Raw genomic sequence first — 13,111 nt, 5'->3', positions numbered from 1 at the left:
ACATTTTATTTTCTTTATATTGGCGTATGATGTGGAGCAAATTTTACCTTATTTGACTTTATTGTAGGCTATATTATGTTGCTGCGTTCAGGTGTGGCTCTAGCTATTTTTTCCTATATTTTATGGGGAATAACGCCCTTATTTTATCGGCTGCTTCCTGAAGCTGAACCGCTAGAACTCCTTGCCCAACGTCTTATTTGGTCAATTCCATTGCTATTTTTAATCCGTTTAGTCATTAAAAATAAAACAATATGGAAACAAGTATGGGTTGATAAAAAGTCCATTATCCTTTGCCTTTTTAGTTCGTCCATTATGGCTATCTCTTGGACCACATTCACTTATGCACTCACTCATGGGCAAGTGTTAGCCGCAAGTTTGGGCTATTTTATCAATCCATTATTCTCTATTTTGCTCGGTGTTGTTTTTTTACGTGAAAGGTTAGTTTTTGCGGAAAAAATGGCCGTTACGTTTATTTTGTCTGGGGTTGGTTATCAAATCTGGCAATATGGTGAATTGCCTATTTTAGCACTCGTGATGGGGAGTGCGTTTGCGGTATATGGATTGATCCGTAAATTTATTCGGTTTGATGTTATTACTTCATTGTTTTTAGAAGCATTATGGTTGTTGCCTATTGCAATGGGTATTACTTGGTGGTTATCGTCAAAAGGGTTAAGTGCAGTGGAGGCGGGAGATTGGCAGCTTCGTATTTTGTATATGTTAGCGGCACCTGTGACGATTATTCCCTTGCTGTTTTTTACTGCGGCTATCAAACGCACATCACTCACTGTTATTGGTTTGGCCCAATATATAGAGCCAACTATCCAATTTTTACTCGCTGTGTTCTTGTTTAATGAACTGTTTGATTGGGTTAAAGGGATTAGCTTTGCATTAATCTGGATTGGTTTACTATTTTGTATTTTGGCTTTATTGCATAAGCAATATGCCAAATTTTCCCAAAAAGAACCTTTTATTACCGGGCGAGATGAAACCCCGCAGAATTAGACAATATTTCATTTAATTTCAAGACACGAATATGTTTTATCATGGCCTTTTTATTACGTGGATAGCAAAAGCAAACGTTTGCGTATATAATCATCGGTATTATTTTCGCATATAAGGTCATCAATCATGGAACAGTTAGGTACGGCACTTTGTGCATCTGCAACAAAAGTTATGTTACTGGGCGCAGGGGAGTTAGGTAAGGAAGTTGCCATTGAATGCCAACGCTTAGGTATCGAAGTGATTGCAGTAGACCGCTATAAAAATGCACCCGCTATGCACATTGCTCACCGTAGCCACGTCATCAATATGCTGGATGGTGAGGCACTAAAACAGTTAGTGATCGCAGAAAAGCCTGATTTTATTGTGCCTGAAATTGAAGCAATTGCGACCCAAACGTTAGTTGAACTCGAAGAGCAAGGGCAAAAAATCGTCCCTTCTGCAAAAGCCGTTTTTTTAACAATGGATAGAGAAGGTATCCGTCGTCTTGCTGCTGAAACATTAGGTTTACCTACATCGGAATATTATTTCGTAGAAAATAAATCAGATTTTATTGAAGCCGCTGAAAAAATGGGTTTTCCATGTATTGTAAAGCCCGTCATGAGTTCATCAGGAAAAGGGCAAAGTGTCATTCGTTCAAATGTGGACTTAGAAAAGGCGTGGCATTATTCTCAAGAGGGGGGGCGCGCAGGGCAAGGTCGAGTCATTGTTGAGAAAATGGTCAATTTTGATTTTGAAATTACCCTGTTAACGGTTAGCGCTGTAGATGGGATCCATTTTTGTGCTCCTGTAGGACATCGTCAAGAAAAAGGTGACTATCGCGAATCTTGGCAGCCGCAAGTGATGAGCGAGAAAGCGCTGAAAAAGGCTCAAGATGTTGCTGCAAAAATCGTTTCTGCGTTAGGTGGTTACGGCTTGTTTGGCGTTGAGTTATTTGTGTGTGGTGATGACATCATTTTTAATGAAGTATCCCCACGCCCTCATGATACTGGAATGGTGACGCTGATTTCGCAAAATCTTTCTGAATTTGCCTTACATGTACGTGCATTTCTAGGTTTCCCTATTGGTAACGTTCGCCAATATGGCCCAAGTGCTTCTGCGGTTATTTTACCTGAACTTCATAGCCAAAATGTGGTGTTCTCTAATATTAAGAATGCATTCGATTCTGATATCCAACTGCGTTTGTTTGGTAAGCCTGAAATTGCAGGAACTCGCAGGTTGGGTGTTGCGTTAGCCATTGCAGATTCAATCGAAAAAGCACTCGAAAGGGCAAAAAAAGCGGCAAGTGCAGTAAATGTGTCAGGTTAGATATGATATGAAAAATGGCCCTTTAATATAAAAATTAATGGGCCAAAAAATGAAAATAATAACAAGCGATTATTCAAGGTAGAAAGAGACGTCGATGCTACCTCTATAGCCACCCGCTTGTACGTTCCCATTTTGGCAAAGGTTAAAGTATAGGTTTTGGCGTAAATTGGTGGTGGCAATATCCCCTAGCTTTATACGGTCATAATACACTAAAGCATCTGAGTTTCCTCTTCTACAGATATCTGAAGACGGTGGAACTTTCGACGTCACGATATAAGGGCGTTCAGTCGAGTTAGATGAGTTACCTGTCACCGAGTCTAATGCCATACCTGCAAGGTTAGTACTTGATCCAGTTACTGCATTGCTTTGTCCATGCAGTTGTTGGTTAGCGGATAACACCATCAGCAATTTACCCGTGGTAACACAGTCTATTGACATTGACGCAGGACGCGTTTCTAGCAACTGGTTGGTTCTATTACCCGCCAATTGGGTACTAAATAACCTATCTGCCCCGCACGAACGGTTAGCTTATCTGCTGCGAATACCAGAAGTGCGTGCTCCAAATAAAAGCGCTAGTAGAAAGCCGGATGCCACTTTGTGTGAAAATGAGAAATAGGATGTCATTTTTTTCATAGCTATTCTTTTGCTCGTCAATTTGACAGTGAATATTTATTATTTACACTCAGCTGTTATTGTTCTAACTGGTGAGTCAGCGGTGACAGCAATACTTTCCAATGAAGCATAGCTGATTGAACATTGATCACCTTGATTACCCCACTTGATATTCAGTTTTCCTGAATCAGGTAAACCACTCATGTACAGCTGATGATTAGAGCCAACAATACCTGTATTAATATCATTATTTTTATCAGTAGAGACGAGTGTTGCAATCGCCCCAAATGGTGGCATTTTTCCCGTTGTGTTAATATTAATCATGGCTTGGTAACCAATTTTCGTTTTAAAGTTACGTTTGATGATTGCCCCTTCCGTTGGGTACACCATCATTGAGGTATCTTTAAAGGTAGTATCATCTGGCAACGTATTAACGTTGACTGAAATCTGGTTCGCCGCGTTGCTTGCTAACTGTGGAATAATCGCGTTCCCAAAACGGTCAAACTTGGCACCCATGGTGAGTTCTGCACCTCTAGCACCATCCGCAGTGATGATAGCGAGAGTATCACCCACACTTGGGGATAGTGAGATACCATCTGAATGGGCGATCATTCCGCCGCTCATACTTGCATTCATTGTACGGTTCGAGTCAGAATAACTATAACCTGCTGATAATGTGGAGTTATCTGCTGAGTATGTGCCATTTACGCTACCGCCGTAGTTACTACCTTGGCTGTTATAGTTTTGGTATAAACCGTAGCTGAATTTATTTTCCAGCGCACTTCCCGTCAAACCTGCTTGGTTTCGTGTTTCACCATGGTTATCAACGCTGATACCATAGCGAGCACTCATGGTTTGAGCCATCTCGCTATTCGTCAGTAAGCTTAAAGGTACTGAAATATCTAAAGAAACAACACGGTTTTCTGGCCATGAGTTATTGTAGCTTTTCACGCGGTCAACCATATAACTTAAGCTGTAAGATACACCCTTGTAGTTATTATTGTATGACATACCAACAGAGGTGTTTGAGCTTTGCCCACCCCAATAGGTATTTTTCGCTGCTCTTAATGATAAAGAACCATAAGAATCAAAAGACTGGCTAATTGATGTTTGGAAACTATAACGCTGCCTTGAGCCTGTCCACGGCGCTAACCCCTCTTTAATATCGTAACCCGTATTGTTATAGTCAGAGAATGAATAAAAATTTTCTGTGGTATAACGTAATGCTGTTAAGTCAAACGATGTTCCTGTTGAGAGTAAACTTTTCGAATAACGAATACGGTAAGATTGCCCTTTTAAGCGCTGATTAGAAAATTTCGCATCAGAATGAGTCACGTCCGTAGATAAAGCGCCGAGTACACCTAAAGAAAAGCCAAGCCCCCCCACGATAGAGTTATAACCATTGGAGACCAATAAACCACCGTAACTCGTTATGTTGTATGGTAAACCAACACTGAACGTACCTAAGGTAAATGTTTTTCTTTTGGAGTCCGTAGCGATACCTCCGTTATAGCGGCCTGCAACAATTTCATAGTTGTACATACCCTGTCTTTCCATCATTGGTAATGATGAATAAGCTTGTGTATAAACCGTTTGCTTACCATTTTCTTCTTCAATGGTGACCTCCATATCCCCAGCTAAACCACTGGCAGGAATATCTCGGATCACAAATCTACCTGGTGCAACGAACGTTTGGTAAACAACACTACCATTTTGACGTACAGTCACTGTCGCATTTGAGTTGGCAAAACCCTCAACAACAGGGGCATACCCTTGCATGCTATTCGGATTAAGGTTTGGGTTTGACTTTAAACTCGCCCCTTTCATTGGGATTGAATCAAAAATTGTACCACCAGATGAAATTTCACCGGCTCTTAAGGTTGATTTAATCGCATTAATGGTTCTGTATACATAAGTATTTGAGAAATCAGAATCACTGTAACTTGAGGCTCCGCTATTTTTACTGTAGTTGTACAAATAACTCGTTCTTAAGCGCCATGCACCAAAGTTAATCCCCACGTTAATATTCGTAAATATTGAATCTGAGGTGCTTGCTTTTTGGTGGTATTTGGAAAGCTGACGGTTATTACTGTAGTTAAGTACATAATTCATAATTAACGCTGTTACACCATCATCGCGAGCATCTGGCGGAACATAACCTGTAAAATTAGGTACCATCGCAATTTGTGGGATAGACAAATTGACAGTCAAGGTTTGCACATCAAAAGTGACCGAAGCATCAGTAATATAGTCAGATAAGTTAGCAATCTCGGTGGTTTCAGCTAAGCCCCTTAAACTTGGCACTGCAGAGGTATTAATACCGAGTTTTTGCAATTGCTCAATAGTAAAAACGGGAGAAACTTTATCACCATCAGCTTTAGTAAATGGGATACTCAACTCCCCTGAAGGGATCATATTAACGTTGATGGTGACGTCATAAGTACCAGGTGTTAGGGTGTTGTTTTGTACGAAATCGTTTAAATTGATTTGATTGATATCAATACCACTACCATGCATTAACAGGCCGGGATCGAAATAAGATTCGGCGTGTGCAAAAGCAGGAGTCATTGCATAACAACATGCAAAAACTTCTAATGCTATTATTTTAAATTTCATCCCTTTCACAGCATCACCATTCATCGTCAATCGTTATAGTTAATAATATTTCAACTGAAATTTAATTTAAGGACTCTTTATCTAATTCCATCAAATATTCATCCGTGAATCGCCACTCGATCTTTCCAACTTTATTGTTTGGTAGCGTGACTTCCTTTGTTGAAAAAGGTGTCAATGTTATTTCTCTTTCGCCATTTTTAATTTCATGCCCTGCAACTTTTAAATAATCAAATGTTAAATAAAAAGGTGTTGGGTTTTCTATTGTTAATACACTGCTATTTTGATTTAGTTTAACTTTTTTAGCTAAGTCACTCGTTTTTAAATTTTGAATTTCTTTTGGACGGTACAGTAGTTTAAAGTAGAAATTAGGGATAACATTTAACTGAATACTATTTTCTTCTTTTGATTTTTCTTCACTAGGAATGCCCCTGATTCCAATCCAAAAGAGACTTTCTCTATCTTTTGGCATATTAACGCCATTAATATCAATACCTGTACGCCTTATATTCCATGAGGTTTGGGATCCTGGTCCCATATTTTTTAATGGTGGTAAGATAATAAAAGGAACTATTTCAGTCTCTTTTTTTTCTTTTGGTAGTAACGTTTCTTTATCAACGTTTGCTATCCAGGCTTCCATTAAATAACTTTTGTCGTTTCCATTCAGTATCTCGATACTGATACCACTTTTATTACTTTCGTTATAGACGTATCTTTTAAGCAGAAAATCAAAGCCTGTAGGCGATTTTGCTAATACGGCTACTGGCAAGCAAACAGACAAAAGAAAAAATATTAGTAATTTATTTTTTATCATTATTTAGTTCCACCTAATATTACTGGCTGTAGTGGGGTTTCCCCTCCGTAGTCATTAATCATGTCCCATTCTAATTTCGATACTTTTTTATTTGCTGGTATCTCAATTGTAGAAAAAGGGGCGACCATAGGTGCTCTATCACTGTTATATGACTCATTGTCCATTTTGATATTAACTAACGTAAAATGATAAGGAGATGGGTTGTTGATAATAATTTTATTCCCAGACTGCTTAGCTGTTAGTTCATTAATATAGTTTTTTACATTACCTTTAATGCCAGTTGGACGGTAAAACATTTTTATGACTATCTTTGTAGATAAATTAAATTTTGTATTTATTTGATTATTTTGATCATTATTTTTTTTTGTTGTCTCAGGTATAAAATTAACCATCAAATAAAATAACGACTCTCTATCTTGTGGTAGTTCATTCAATCCCTTTGGCAGGATTTTTAATGCATTATTAGAGTTTTCATTTAATGTTACGATTGGTGGTATTACCGTGAAATTATGGCTTGGTTCGTTTTCTGAACTTAAGTCAGAAAAAACTAAGCTTTGAATCAGGTATTTTTTATTTGCTGTGTTATAAGCGCTTACACTTTGACTTTTATCACCTTGAGTAAATATAACTCTTGAGTGATCTAGTGAAACAGCAGCAACAGAACTTTGGGTAATAAAAAAAATTCCCAGAAAAGCTTTTACCATCTTCTTCATGTAAATTTCCGCTTTATTATTAATCGGCGTAATAACCAATAGTTAATGTTGCAGAGAAATCACCTTCATTAGGTTCACAATTATCTACTACACAACGTAACTTAGCATTGATGTTTTTCGTTGCGCTGGTGCTTTCAATATTCTCCCAGATAACTGATGCTGGACTGGGTTTACCCAAAGGGTTTCCGTTAATATTGATAACACGATTTCCATCTAATAATTGAACCCCAATAACACCGTTTGGATCATCATTGAAAAAATTATTACTTCCGTTCAATGTATTACCTGATGACAGATAAACCAGTGCCGTACTTTGCGATTGGTTGTTACAGTTTTTCAAACCAATGGTAAAGCTTTTGGTTACGCTATCATTTTTAATTTCTGTTACGGTGGTGATACCTGCTTGATTACCCAGTAATATTTCAGAAGGAACATCAATATCACAAGTTTTAGCTAAAAATAAAACAGAGAATTCATATCTAACCATGTAATCATCAGCCGCTATTGCAGGGAAATACATGAAAAACATTAAAAAAGTGATTAATACTTGTTCTATTTTTTTCATGACACCTAATCCTGATAAAATTCAAAAATCACGGCAGCGTTAGAATCACCTGGTTTTACACCATTTTCGCGTTTTACTAGACTTACTCGGTAATTAACTTCAACTGAGTCACTGGTTGTGGATGGAAAAGTAGCAACACCTTCTTCATTCACTTCCTTACAAGTTTGGTTGCTTTTGTTACATGATTCAAGTAAAAAACCCGTTTTAGTTGTATCATTTGATCCGTAAAACATTCCATTGCTAAATAGTGTTGAAGCAGCTGATTTTGATTTTACTTTTATATTCTTCTCAGTATTAGCAGGGAAGTTTTTACAAATAATGGTGTAAGAGAAATTTTCAGTTAAAATCGGTTTTTTAATTGGTTGCCCATCAACCTCTGATGCAATAAGGACTCCAATTTTATTAAAGTCGATAGTTTTATTTAAATCACTGTTATCGTCGAATTCGCAAGTTCCTTTTGTAATCCGGGTTTTGAACTGTATTTGTCCGTTTTGGGCAACAAGTTGACTTGAAAATAGGATAACACATAGAGCGAGTACTATTTTACTGAACCGTCCCATGGTATTCATTATATCCTCCAAGATCATTGATAACAGCCCATTTCACTGCTCCATTCTTTATTTGGCTTGGATAGCTTATTTCAGAGAATGGGGCCAACACATTATTTTGTTTATTGAGTTTGATGCTTTTATTGTTAACAAATAATCCAGCTAAATTGACGTAGTAAGGTGAATCATTAATTAACTTAATACCGTTTGCAGTACTTTTTGTTTTTATATTTTTAAAAGCTGTTTCTTGTGGCATCGATAAATTTGTTGGGCGATAGAAAACCTTAATGACATTTTCTAAGCCGACTTTCACACCATCATTTTCGTTTAATTCGGGTACATTACGAGAGTGAAAGTAGTACATTGACTCTCTATCTTTTGGAAACTTACTTGTAATAGCCTTAATTTTAATGATATTGCGTTGTTTCGGCGTTAATTTGAAAATTGAAGGCGTAATAACAAATAAACCTTCAGTAGCTGTTTTGCTATCTAATTGTTGTGTAATAAAATTAGCGACTAAATAAGACTTGTCATCTTCATTTCGTGCTGAAATAGAGGCTGAATTCGTTGCTTCCTCAATAACGATACGTGTTTGGCTTAAGCCAACACCCGCTTGGGTTGCAAATGAAAAAGTTAATAAGATAAAAAATAAGGATTTTAATTTTGTCATTTTTATTTCCTTTATTGCAGGCAGTAAATAAATACTGCCTGCTCAACTAGCTAATTAACAAAAGTAGTTATTAGTCGTATGCAACGCTGAAAGTTACTGGAACATTTAACGTTTGAGCGACTGCATCTTTAGTTGTTGCATATAAACCAGCAGTTACTTCAACGATATAGTCGTTCTCACCTAAAATTTTCAGGTTATTGATAGTAGTTTCTGCATTAGGTGTTAACTCAGTTGTACCTGCTTTTAATTTAACACCAACTTGTGATGCTTGAGCATCTGCAAACATATCAGAGTGACCTGTTAAAGCTTCACCTGTTGCTAGAATTGAAACTTCTGTTGCAGTAGTGTCATCAGAATAAGTTTTAGTACATTTGTTTAATACTAAGTTGAAGTTTGATTCTGCTAATGCTTTGTTGATATCAGTAATTTTTTCAATTGAGTGCGTACCTAAATTAACTAAAGATTTAGATGCGCTGATATCACATGTTGCAGCAACTAAACGAGCATTGAAGTTTACTGTTGCATCTTGTGCAGCAAAAGCTTGTGAAGAAAGAGTTGCAACGGTTAAAGCACCGATGAAAGCAAGTTTATTTAATTTCATAATAATCATTCCTAAGTATGTGAGATAGATAATTTAAAAATTTAAAGTTTCTTGTATCTAATTTTTAGAGATATCAATTAAGCTTTTATTTGCTTTAATAGCATTAAATCTTGCTATTTTTTTTGATTTGAAAATTATAAATATTTAAATTTATTTTCCATCTCATTTAAATAGACAGTATTTATTTCGGCTTAATTTAAAGTTTGTTTTTTTCTGAGTATTTGCGAACTCTTGCTCGCTGACTACGGGGTTAATATTAGTTGTACTCATTATTGTTGTCAAACTAGGTGAAAATAATTTTATAGTGCTTTTTAATAGTTTTCTAAATGTTATTTTTGTTTTATTTCAATGTATTGTAATTTTATTCATTTTCTTAAGTTAAATTTCATTGTCTTTATCGGGTTTTTATTCTGAAAACTGTCCATTTTGGTTGTAAATAAAGACTATAAATCTTATATTAACAATTATTCATAATTTGTCTCTCTTTTTTACGCTTATCGTGCGTATAAGTAAGGGATATTACTAATGAATAATGGATGTTAGAAACATTTAGTTTTAAGCTGGTATTTTTATAAATATTCATTGTTTTTCTTTTTTTTAATTATATTGGTTAATTTTTTAGGTTTAAATACTTAGGAGGATTCTCATTTAAGATAAAATATATAAGAGATAAAAGTTATCATATTCTTGAGATTATTCTTATTATATTTATCTATTCCTCTTTTTTTCTTAGTTTCATTCGTGGTGTGATTCTGTATATTGGTATTTTCGTCCCAATAAAATAAGGAAAGTGCATGAGTCAACTTATCATTCCTGATGTTGCTCTAGTTGATAACAGTGAGCAACGAACACCATTGGTTTTAGTATTAGATTGTTCTGGCAGTATGTACGGCGAGCCGATAAATGAATTAAATGCAGGTTTACAGATACTCGAAAAAGAATTGAAGGATGATGTTATTGCGGCAAAGCGGGTTAGGATCCTTGTTATTCAATATGGTGGAAACGACCAATGTTCGATTATTGGTGATTGGTGTGATGCCATGGATTTTACTGCACCTATATTAGAAGCGAATGGGACAACACCAACAGGGCAAGCTGTTATGGTGGCGTTAGATGAAATAGAAGCTGAAAAACAACGTTTTCGCCAAGCGGGCGTCGCTTATACCCGTCCTTGGTTATTTTTAATGTCAGATGGTGCTCCTACAGATTTATGGGAAGAATCGGCACAAGTTTGTCGCCAAGCGCAAAAAGATCAAAAAGTGGCGATGTTCCCTATTATGGTTGATGGGGCAAGTGCGCAAGTTATGGGGGAGTTCAGTATTGCAGGCTTGAATGGCGTGAAAAAGCTAAAAGGATTGCAATTTAAAGAACTCTTTTTGTGGTTGAGTGCGAGTATGCAGGTGGTTTCCCAATCGACACCAGGTGGGCAAGCTCAACTCCCTTCAACGGATAGCTGGTCTACAGTGTCGGTATAACGTATGAGTTGGTCAATTTATTGCGCATCAGTTCAAGGGCACTCTCATCGGGAAAATAACCAGCCTTGTCAAGATGCATGGTCTGTGGAACATACCACAAATGGCTTAGCGGCTTGTGTATGTGATGGTGCAGGGTCTGCTCGTTATAGTGAGATTGGTTCACGTTATGTTTCAAGGTTATTTGTTCAGCGAATTTCTGAATTTGGTCATGTTGACTATTTAAGTGTTGAAGAAATACAACCTGTTATTCTTCGTACACTGAGTGCTATTCGTGAACAATTGGTTTCCCTTGCAAATGATAAGCAGGGTGAGTTAAAGGATTTTGCTTGCACACTTGTCGCTGCATGGGTTGGCAAACGCCAAGGCTTTCTTTTTCATTTAGGCGATGGGGTAGCCATCGCTTCTTACCAACAAAATGGGCGTCTTATTGATAAGGTTTCCGTGCCAGAAAATGGGGAGTATGCCAATCAAACGTGGTTTTTAACCTCAAGTGATTGGCAGGAACACTTACGTATTACGCCTATCGTTACAAAAATAGAGCGGATCATTTTAATGTCTGATGGCGTACAACCCTTTGCTATGAATAAACAATGTGACGCGCTTTATCTCCCTTTTATTGAGCCTGTCACTCGTTTTTTACAGCAAAATGATGAGCAAACGGGAAGTGAAGCACTAAAAGGGACGCTTGATGACCCTCGCACTTATTCAATCACTGGGGATGATAAAACCTTATTTGTAGCATTTAGGGAAATGTAATGGCGGTGGTTAATAAGATAAAACTTGTCGATGGGCAAGGGCAAGTTATCCAGCTGGGTAAATTAATTAAAAGCGGTGGGGCGGGCAGTGTTTATCATATTGCATCAGCGAAGGGGCAAGTCGCTAAGCTTTACCACGATAAAATTGATAAAGCGTTATATCGTCGAAAGACATCAGCAATGTTAGCATTAAAGCCGAGTTTACCGCCGATTACTGATACTGCAATTCCCGTCGTTCAGTTGGCATGGCCAATCAGCCAGTTATTTAACCAGAAAAAACAGTTTGTTGGTTTCGTTATGCCTGAGCTGGATGTGAGAGCATCCATTGAGCTTGAATATATTTTGCAAGAAAGGCAGGCGAGGGAAAATAATTTACCCGTTGGATTGGGGGCTAAAATTCAACTCGCAACCAATTTGGCAATATTGGTTGAGGCGATTCATCAACAAAACCACTTTATCATTGACATGAAACCCGTGAATTTGCGTTTTTATCGGGAAAGCTTATATGTATCAATGTTAGATTGTGATGGCTTTAGTATTCAAGGGGAAAAAGAACGTTTTGCCGCAGGTCAATTTACGGTCGATTACCTTGCCCCTGAATTTCAACACGCCAAAAGTGTTCCTCAATCTCAAGAATCCCAGCAAGACCGATTTTCATTGGCCGTGATTTTATTTCAATTATTGAATTTTGGCATTCATCCATTTTCTGGTCGACCTTTGCATAATCAAGTGCCAAATGATTTACCCAGCCGAATTGCAGGAAAATATTATGCCTATGGGGTAAAGGCGCATCAAGGGATAAGCCCTGTGCCAACCAGTGGACATACTTTCTTACCTAATGATATTCGCCAATTATTTGATAAAGCGTTTAGTGGCTCTCCAGCGCAAAGGCCAAGTGCAGCCGAGTGGGTACAGTGTTTACGCACTTATGCACTGCGTAGCCAGAAAAAGATGGTGGTATGTAGCAAAAATAAAGAACATCAATATTTTGTTGGATTGAAATGTGCTGCCTGTGAACGGGTTAAGCAATTAAAAGTTGCCAGTGAAGCATTACAAAAAACACGGCAGCAAAAAAATGTGTATAAAACACAAGTTAGGGGGCAAACGCAAACTCGTCGAGTTGTTCGTCCTCAACCTGCACCGCCAATTACCTTTACACCACCAGCGTGGTTTACGGCGATTAAAAAGGTACATATTTACACATTTTTTGCTATCGCTGTTCCCTTATTGATGGCGTTTATTATTAGTCGCATTACTCAAAACATGAAACCCGAAACATTATCACCTGCGACTTTTTATCAACATTGGGCGCAGGAAAATTTAGGGGCTGATATGGCTCTGAGTCTTATTACTTTAGTCAGCATATTGGGACTGGGCTTATTTTTCTGGTTGGGGCTCTTTTTACCCATCAAATCGATTTTGACCAAAAAGCCATAAG

At 37.5% G+C, this 13,111-nt stretch carries 13 protein-coding genes; 5 read left to right on the top strand and 8 right to left on the bottom strand.

Annotation, left to right across the window (positions count from 1 at the left end; translation table 11 throughout):
- Window positions 1–75: 75 nt before the first annotated feature.
- Together rarD and purT are read left to right on the top strand one after the other, a co-directional pair.
- Window positions 76–1,002, top strand: a complete 927-nt coding sequence (rarD, locus tag AABS66_RS16310) for an EamA family transporter RarD (protein ID WP_272539489.1) — start codon at window positions 76–78, stop codon at window positions 1,000–1,002.
- 126 nt (window positions 1,003–1,128) lie between these two features.
- Window positions 1,129–2,307 (top strand): formate-dependent phosphoribosylglycinamide formyltransferase, encoded by a 1,179-nt coding sequence (purT, locus tag AABS66_RS16305; RefSeq protein WP_430225181.1) that lies wholly within the window; start codon window positions 1,129–1,131, stop codon window positions 2,305–2,307.
- Window positions 2,308–2,376: 69 nt separating this feature from the next.
- Here purT and AABS66_RS16300 read toward each other — a convergent pair whose 3' ends face one another.
- The 8 genes from AABS66_RS16300 to AABS66_RS16265 form a co-directional block, all read right to left on the bottom strand.
- Window positions 2,377–2,793, bottom strand: coding sequence for a hypothetical protein (locus AABS66_RS16300; protein WP_430225180.1), 417 nt, complete (start codon window positions 2,791–2,793; stop codon window positions 2,377–2,379).
- Between the two features lie 186 nt (window positions 2,794–2,979).
- Window positions 2,980–5,559 (bottom strand): fimbria/pilus outer membrane usher protein, encoded by a 2,580-nt coding sequence (locus AABS66_RS16295; protein ID WP_241016790.1) that lies wholly within the window; start codon window positions 5,557–5,559, stop codon window positions 2,980–2,982.
- A gap of 37 nt (window positions 5,560–5,596) precedes the next feature.
- Window positions 5,597–6,346 carry a fimbrial biogenesis chaperone gene (locus tag AABS66_RS16290; protein ID WP_430225179.1) on the bottom strand — a complete coding sequence of 250 codons (750 nt, stop codon included), beginning with the start codon at window positions 6,344–6,346 and terminating at the stop codon, window positions 5,597–5,599.
- Window positions 6,346–7,059 (bottom strand): fimbrial biogenesis chaperone, encoded by a 714-nt coding sequence (locus AABS66_RS16285; protein ID WP_430225178.1) that lies wholly within the window; start codon window positions 7,057–7,059, stop codon window positions 6,346–6,348. Before AABS66_RS16285 ends, AABS66_RS16290 begins: the two co-directional genes overlap by 1 nt.
- Before the next feature lie 19 nt (window positions 7,060–7,078).
- On the bottom strand, window positions 7,079–7,624 hold the full coding sequence (locus tag AABS66_RS16280) for a fimbrial protein (RefSeq protein ID WP_272539483.1): 546 nt from the start codon (window positions 7,622–7,624) through the stop codon (window positions 7,079–7,081).
- Between the two features lie 5 nt (window positions 7,625–7,629).
- Window positions 7,630–8,193, bottom strand: coding sequence for a fimbrial protein (locus AABS66_RS16275; RefSeq protein WP_272681770.1), 564 nt, complete (start codon window positions 8,191–8,193; stop codon window positions 7,630–7,632).
- Entirely contained in the window at window positions 8,168–8,842 is a 675-nt protein-coding gene (locus AABS66_RS16270; RefSeq protein WP_206082984.1) for a fimbrial biogenesis chaperone, read from the bottom strand. Before AABS66_RS16270 ends, AABS66_RS16275 begins: the two co-directional genes overlap by 26 nt.
- A gap of 70 nt (window positions 8,843–8,912) precedes the next feature.
- Window positions 8,913–9,443, bottom strand: a complete 531-nt coding sequence (locus tag AABS66_RS16265; RefSeq protein ID WP_272539482.1) for a fimbrial protein — start codon at window positions 9,441–9,443, stop codon at window positions 8,913–8,915.
- A 794-nt stretch (window positions 9,444–10,237) separates the two neighbouring features.
- Between AABS66_RS16265 and AABS66_RS16260 the strand changes: the two genes are divergently transcribed.
- The 3 genes from AABS66_RS16260 to AABS66_RS16250 are packed head-to-tail and all read left to right on the top strand — an operon-like array spanning window position 10,238 to window position 13,110.
- Window positions 10,238–10,918: a vWA domain-containing protein gene (locus AABS66_RS16260; protein ID WP_206082982.1), complete on the top strand. Its 681-nt coding sequence runs from the start codon at window positions 10,238–10,240 to the stop codon at window positions 10,916–10,918.
- A 3-nt stretch (window positions 10,919–10,921) separates the two neighbouring features.
- Window positions 10,922–11,674: a PP2C family serine/threonine-protein phosphatase gene (locus AABS66_RS16255; protein ID WP_206082981.1), complete on the top strand. Its 753-nt coding sequence runs from the start codon at window positions 10,922–10,924 to the stop codon at window positions 11,672–11,674.
- Window positions 11,674–13,110, top strand: coding sequence for a protein kinase domain-containing protein (locus AABS66_RS16250; RefSeq protein WP_272539481.1), 1,437 nt, complete (start codon window positions 11,674–11,676; stop codon window positions 13,108–13,110). The genes AABS66_RS16255 and AABS66_RS16250 overlap by 1 nt, the downstream gene beginning before the upstream one ends.
- Window position 13,111 lies beyond the last annotated feature (1 nt).

The sequence above is a fragment of the Providencia sp. SP181 genome, from assembly GCF_050446505.1.
GTDB classification, from domain to species: Bacteria; Pseudomonadota; Gammaproteobacteria; order Enterobacterales; family Enterobacteriaceae; genus Providencia; species Providencia vermicola.
Note: the sequence above shows the minus strand (reverse complement) of the source record. Positions and strands in the feature narration are given on the sequence as shown.

Coding starts and splice junctions, on each gene's coding strand:
- AABS66_RS16270 (WP_206082984.1), bottom strand. CDS start 8,842: ATGACAAAATTAAAATCCTTATTTTTTATCTTATTAACTTTTTCATTT.
- rarD (WP_272539489.1), top strand. CDS start 76: ATGTTGCTGCGTTCAGGTGTGGCTCTAGCTATTTTTTCCTATATTTTA.
- AABS66_RS16280 (WP_272539483.1), bottom strand. CDS start 7,624: ATGAAAAAAATAGAACAAGTATTAATCACTTTTTTAATGTTTTTCATG.
- AABS66_RS16265 (WP_272539482.1), bottom strand. CDS start 9,443: ATGAAATTAAATAAACTTGCTTTCATCGGTGCTTTAACCGTTGCAACT.
- AABS66_RS16255 (WP_206082981.1), top strand. CDS start 10,922: ATGAGTTGGTCAATTTATTGCGCATCAGTTCAAGGGCACTCTCATCGG.
- purT (WP_430225181.1), top strand. CDS start 1,129: ATGGAACAGTTAGGTACGGCACTTTGTGCATCTGCAACAAAAGTTATG.
- AABS66_RS16290 (WP_430225179.1), bottom strand. CDS start 6,346: ATGATAAAAAATAAATTACTAATATTTTTTCTTTTGTCTGTTTGCTTG.
- AABS66_RS16250 (WP_272539481.1), top strand. CDS start 11,674: ATGGCGGTGGTTAATAAGATAAAACTTGTCGATGGGCAAGGGCAAGTT.
- AABS66_RS16285 (WP_430225178.1), bottom strand. CDS start 7,059: ATGAAGAAGATGGTAAAAGCTTTTCTGGGAATTTTTTTTATTACCCAA.
- AABS66_RS16275 (WP_272681770.1), bottom strand. CDS start 8,193: ATGAATACCATGGGACGGTTCAGTAAAATAGTACTCGCTCTATGTGTT.
- AABS66_RS16295 (WP_241016790.1), bottom strand. CDS start 5,559: ATGAATGGTGATGCTGTGAAAGGGATGAAATTTAAAATAATAGCATTA.
- AABS66_RS16260 (WP_206082982.1), top strand. CDS start 10,238: ATGAGTCAACTTATCATTCCTGATGTTGCTCTAGTTGATAACAGTGAG.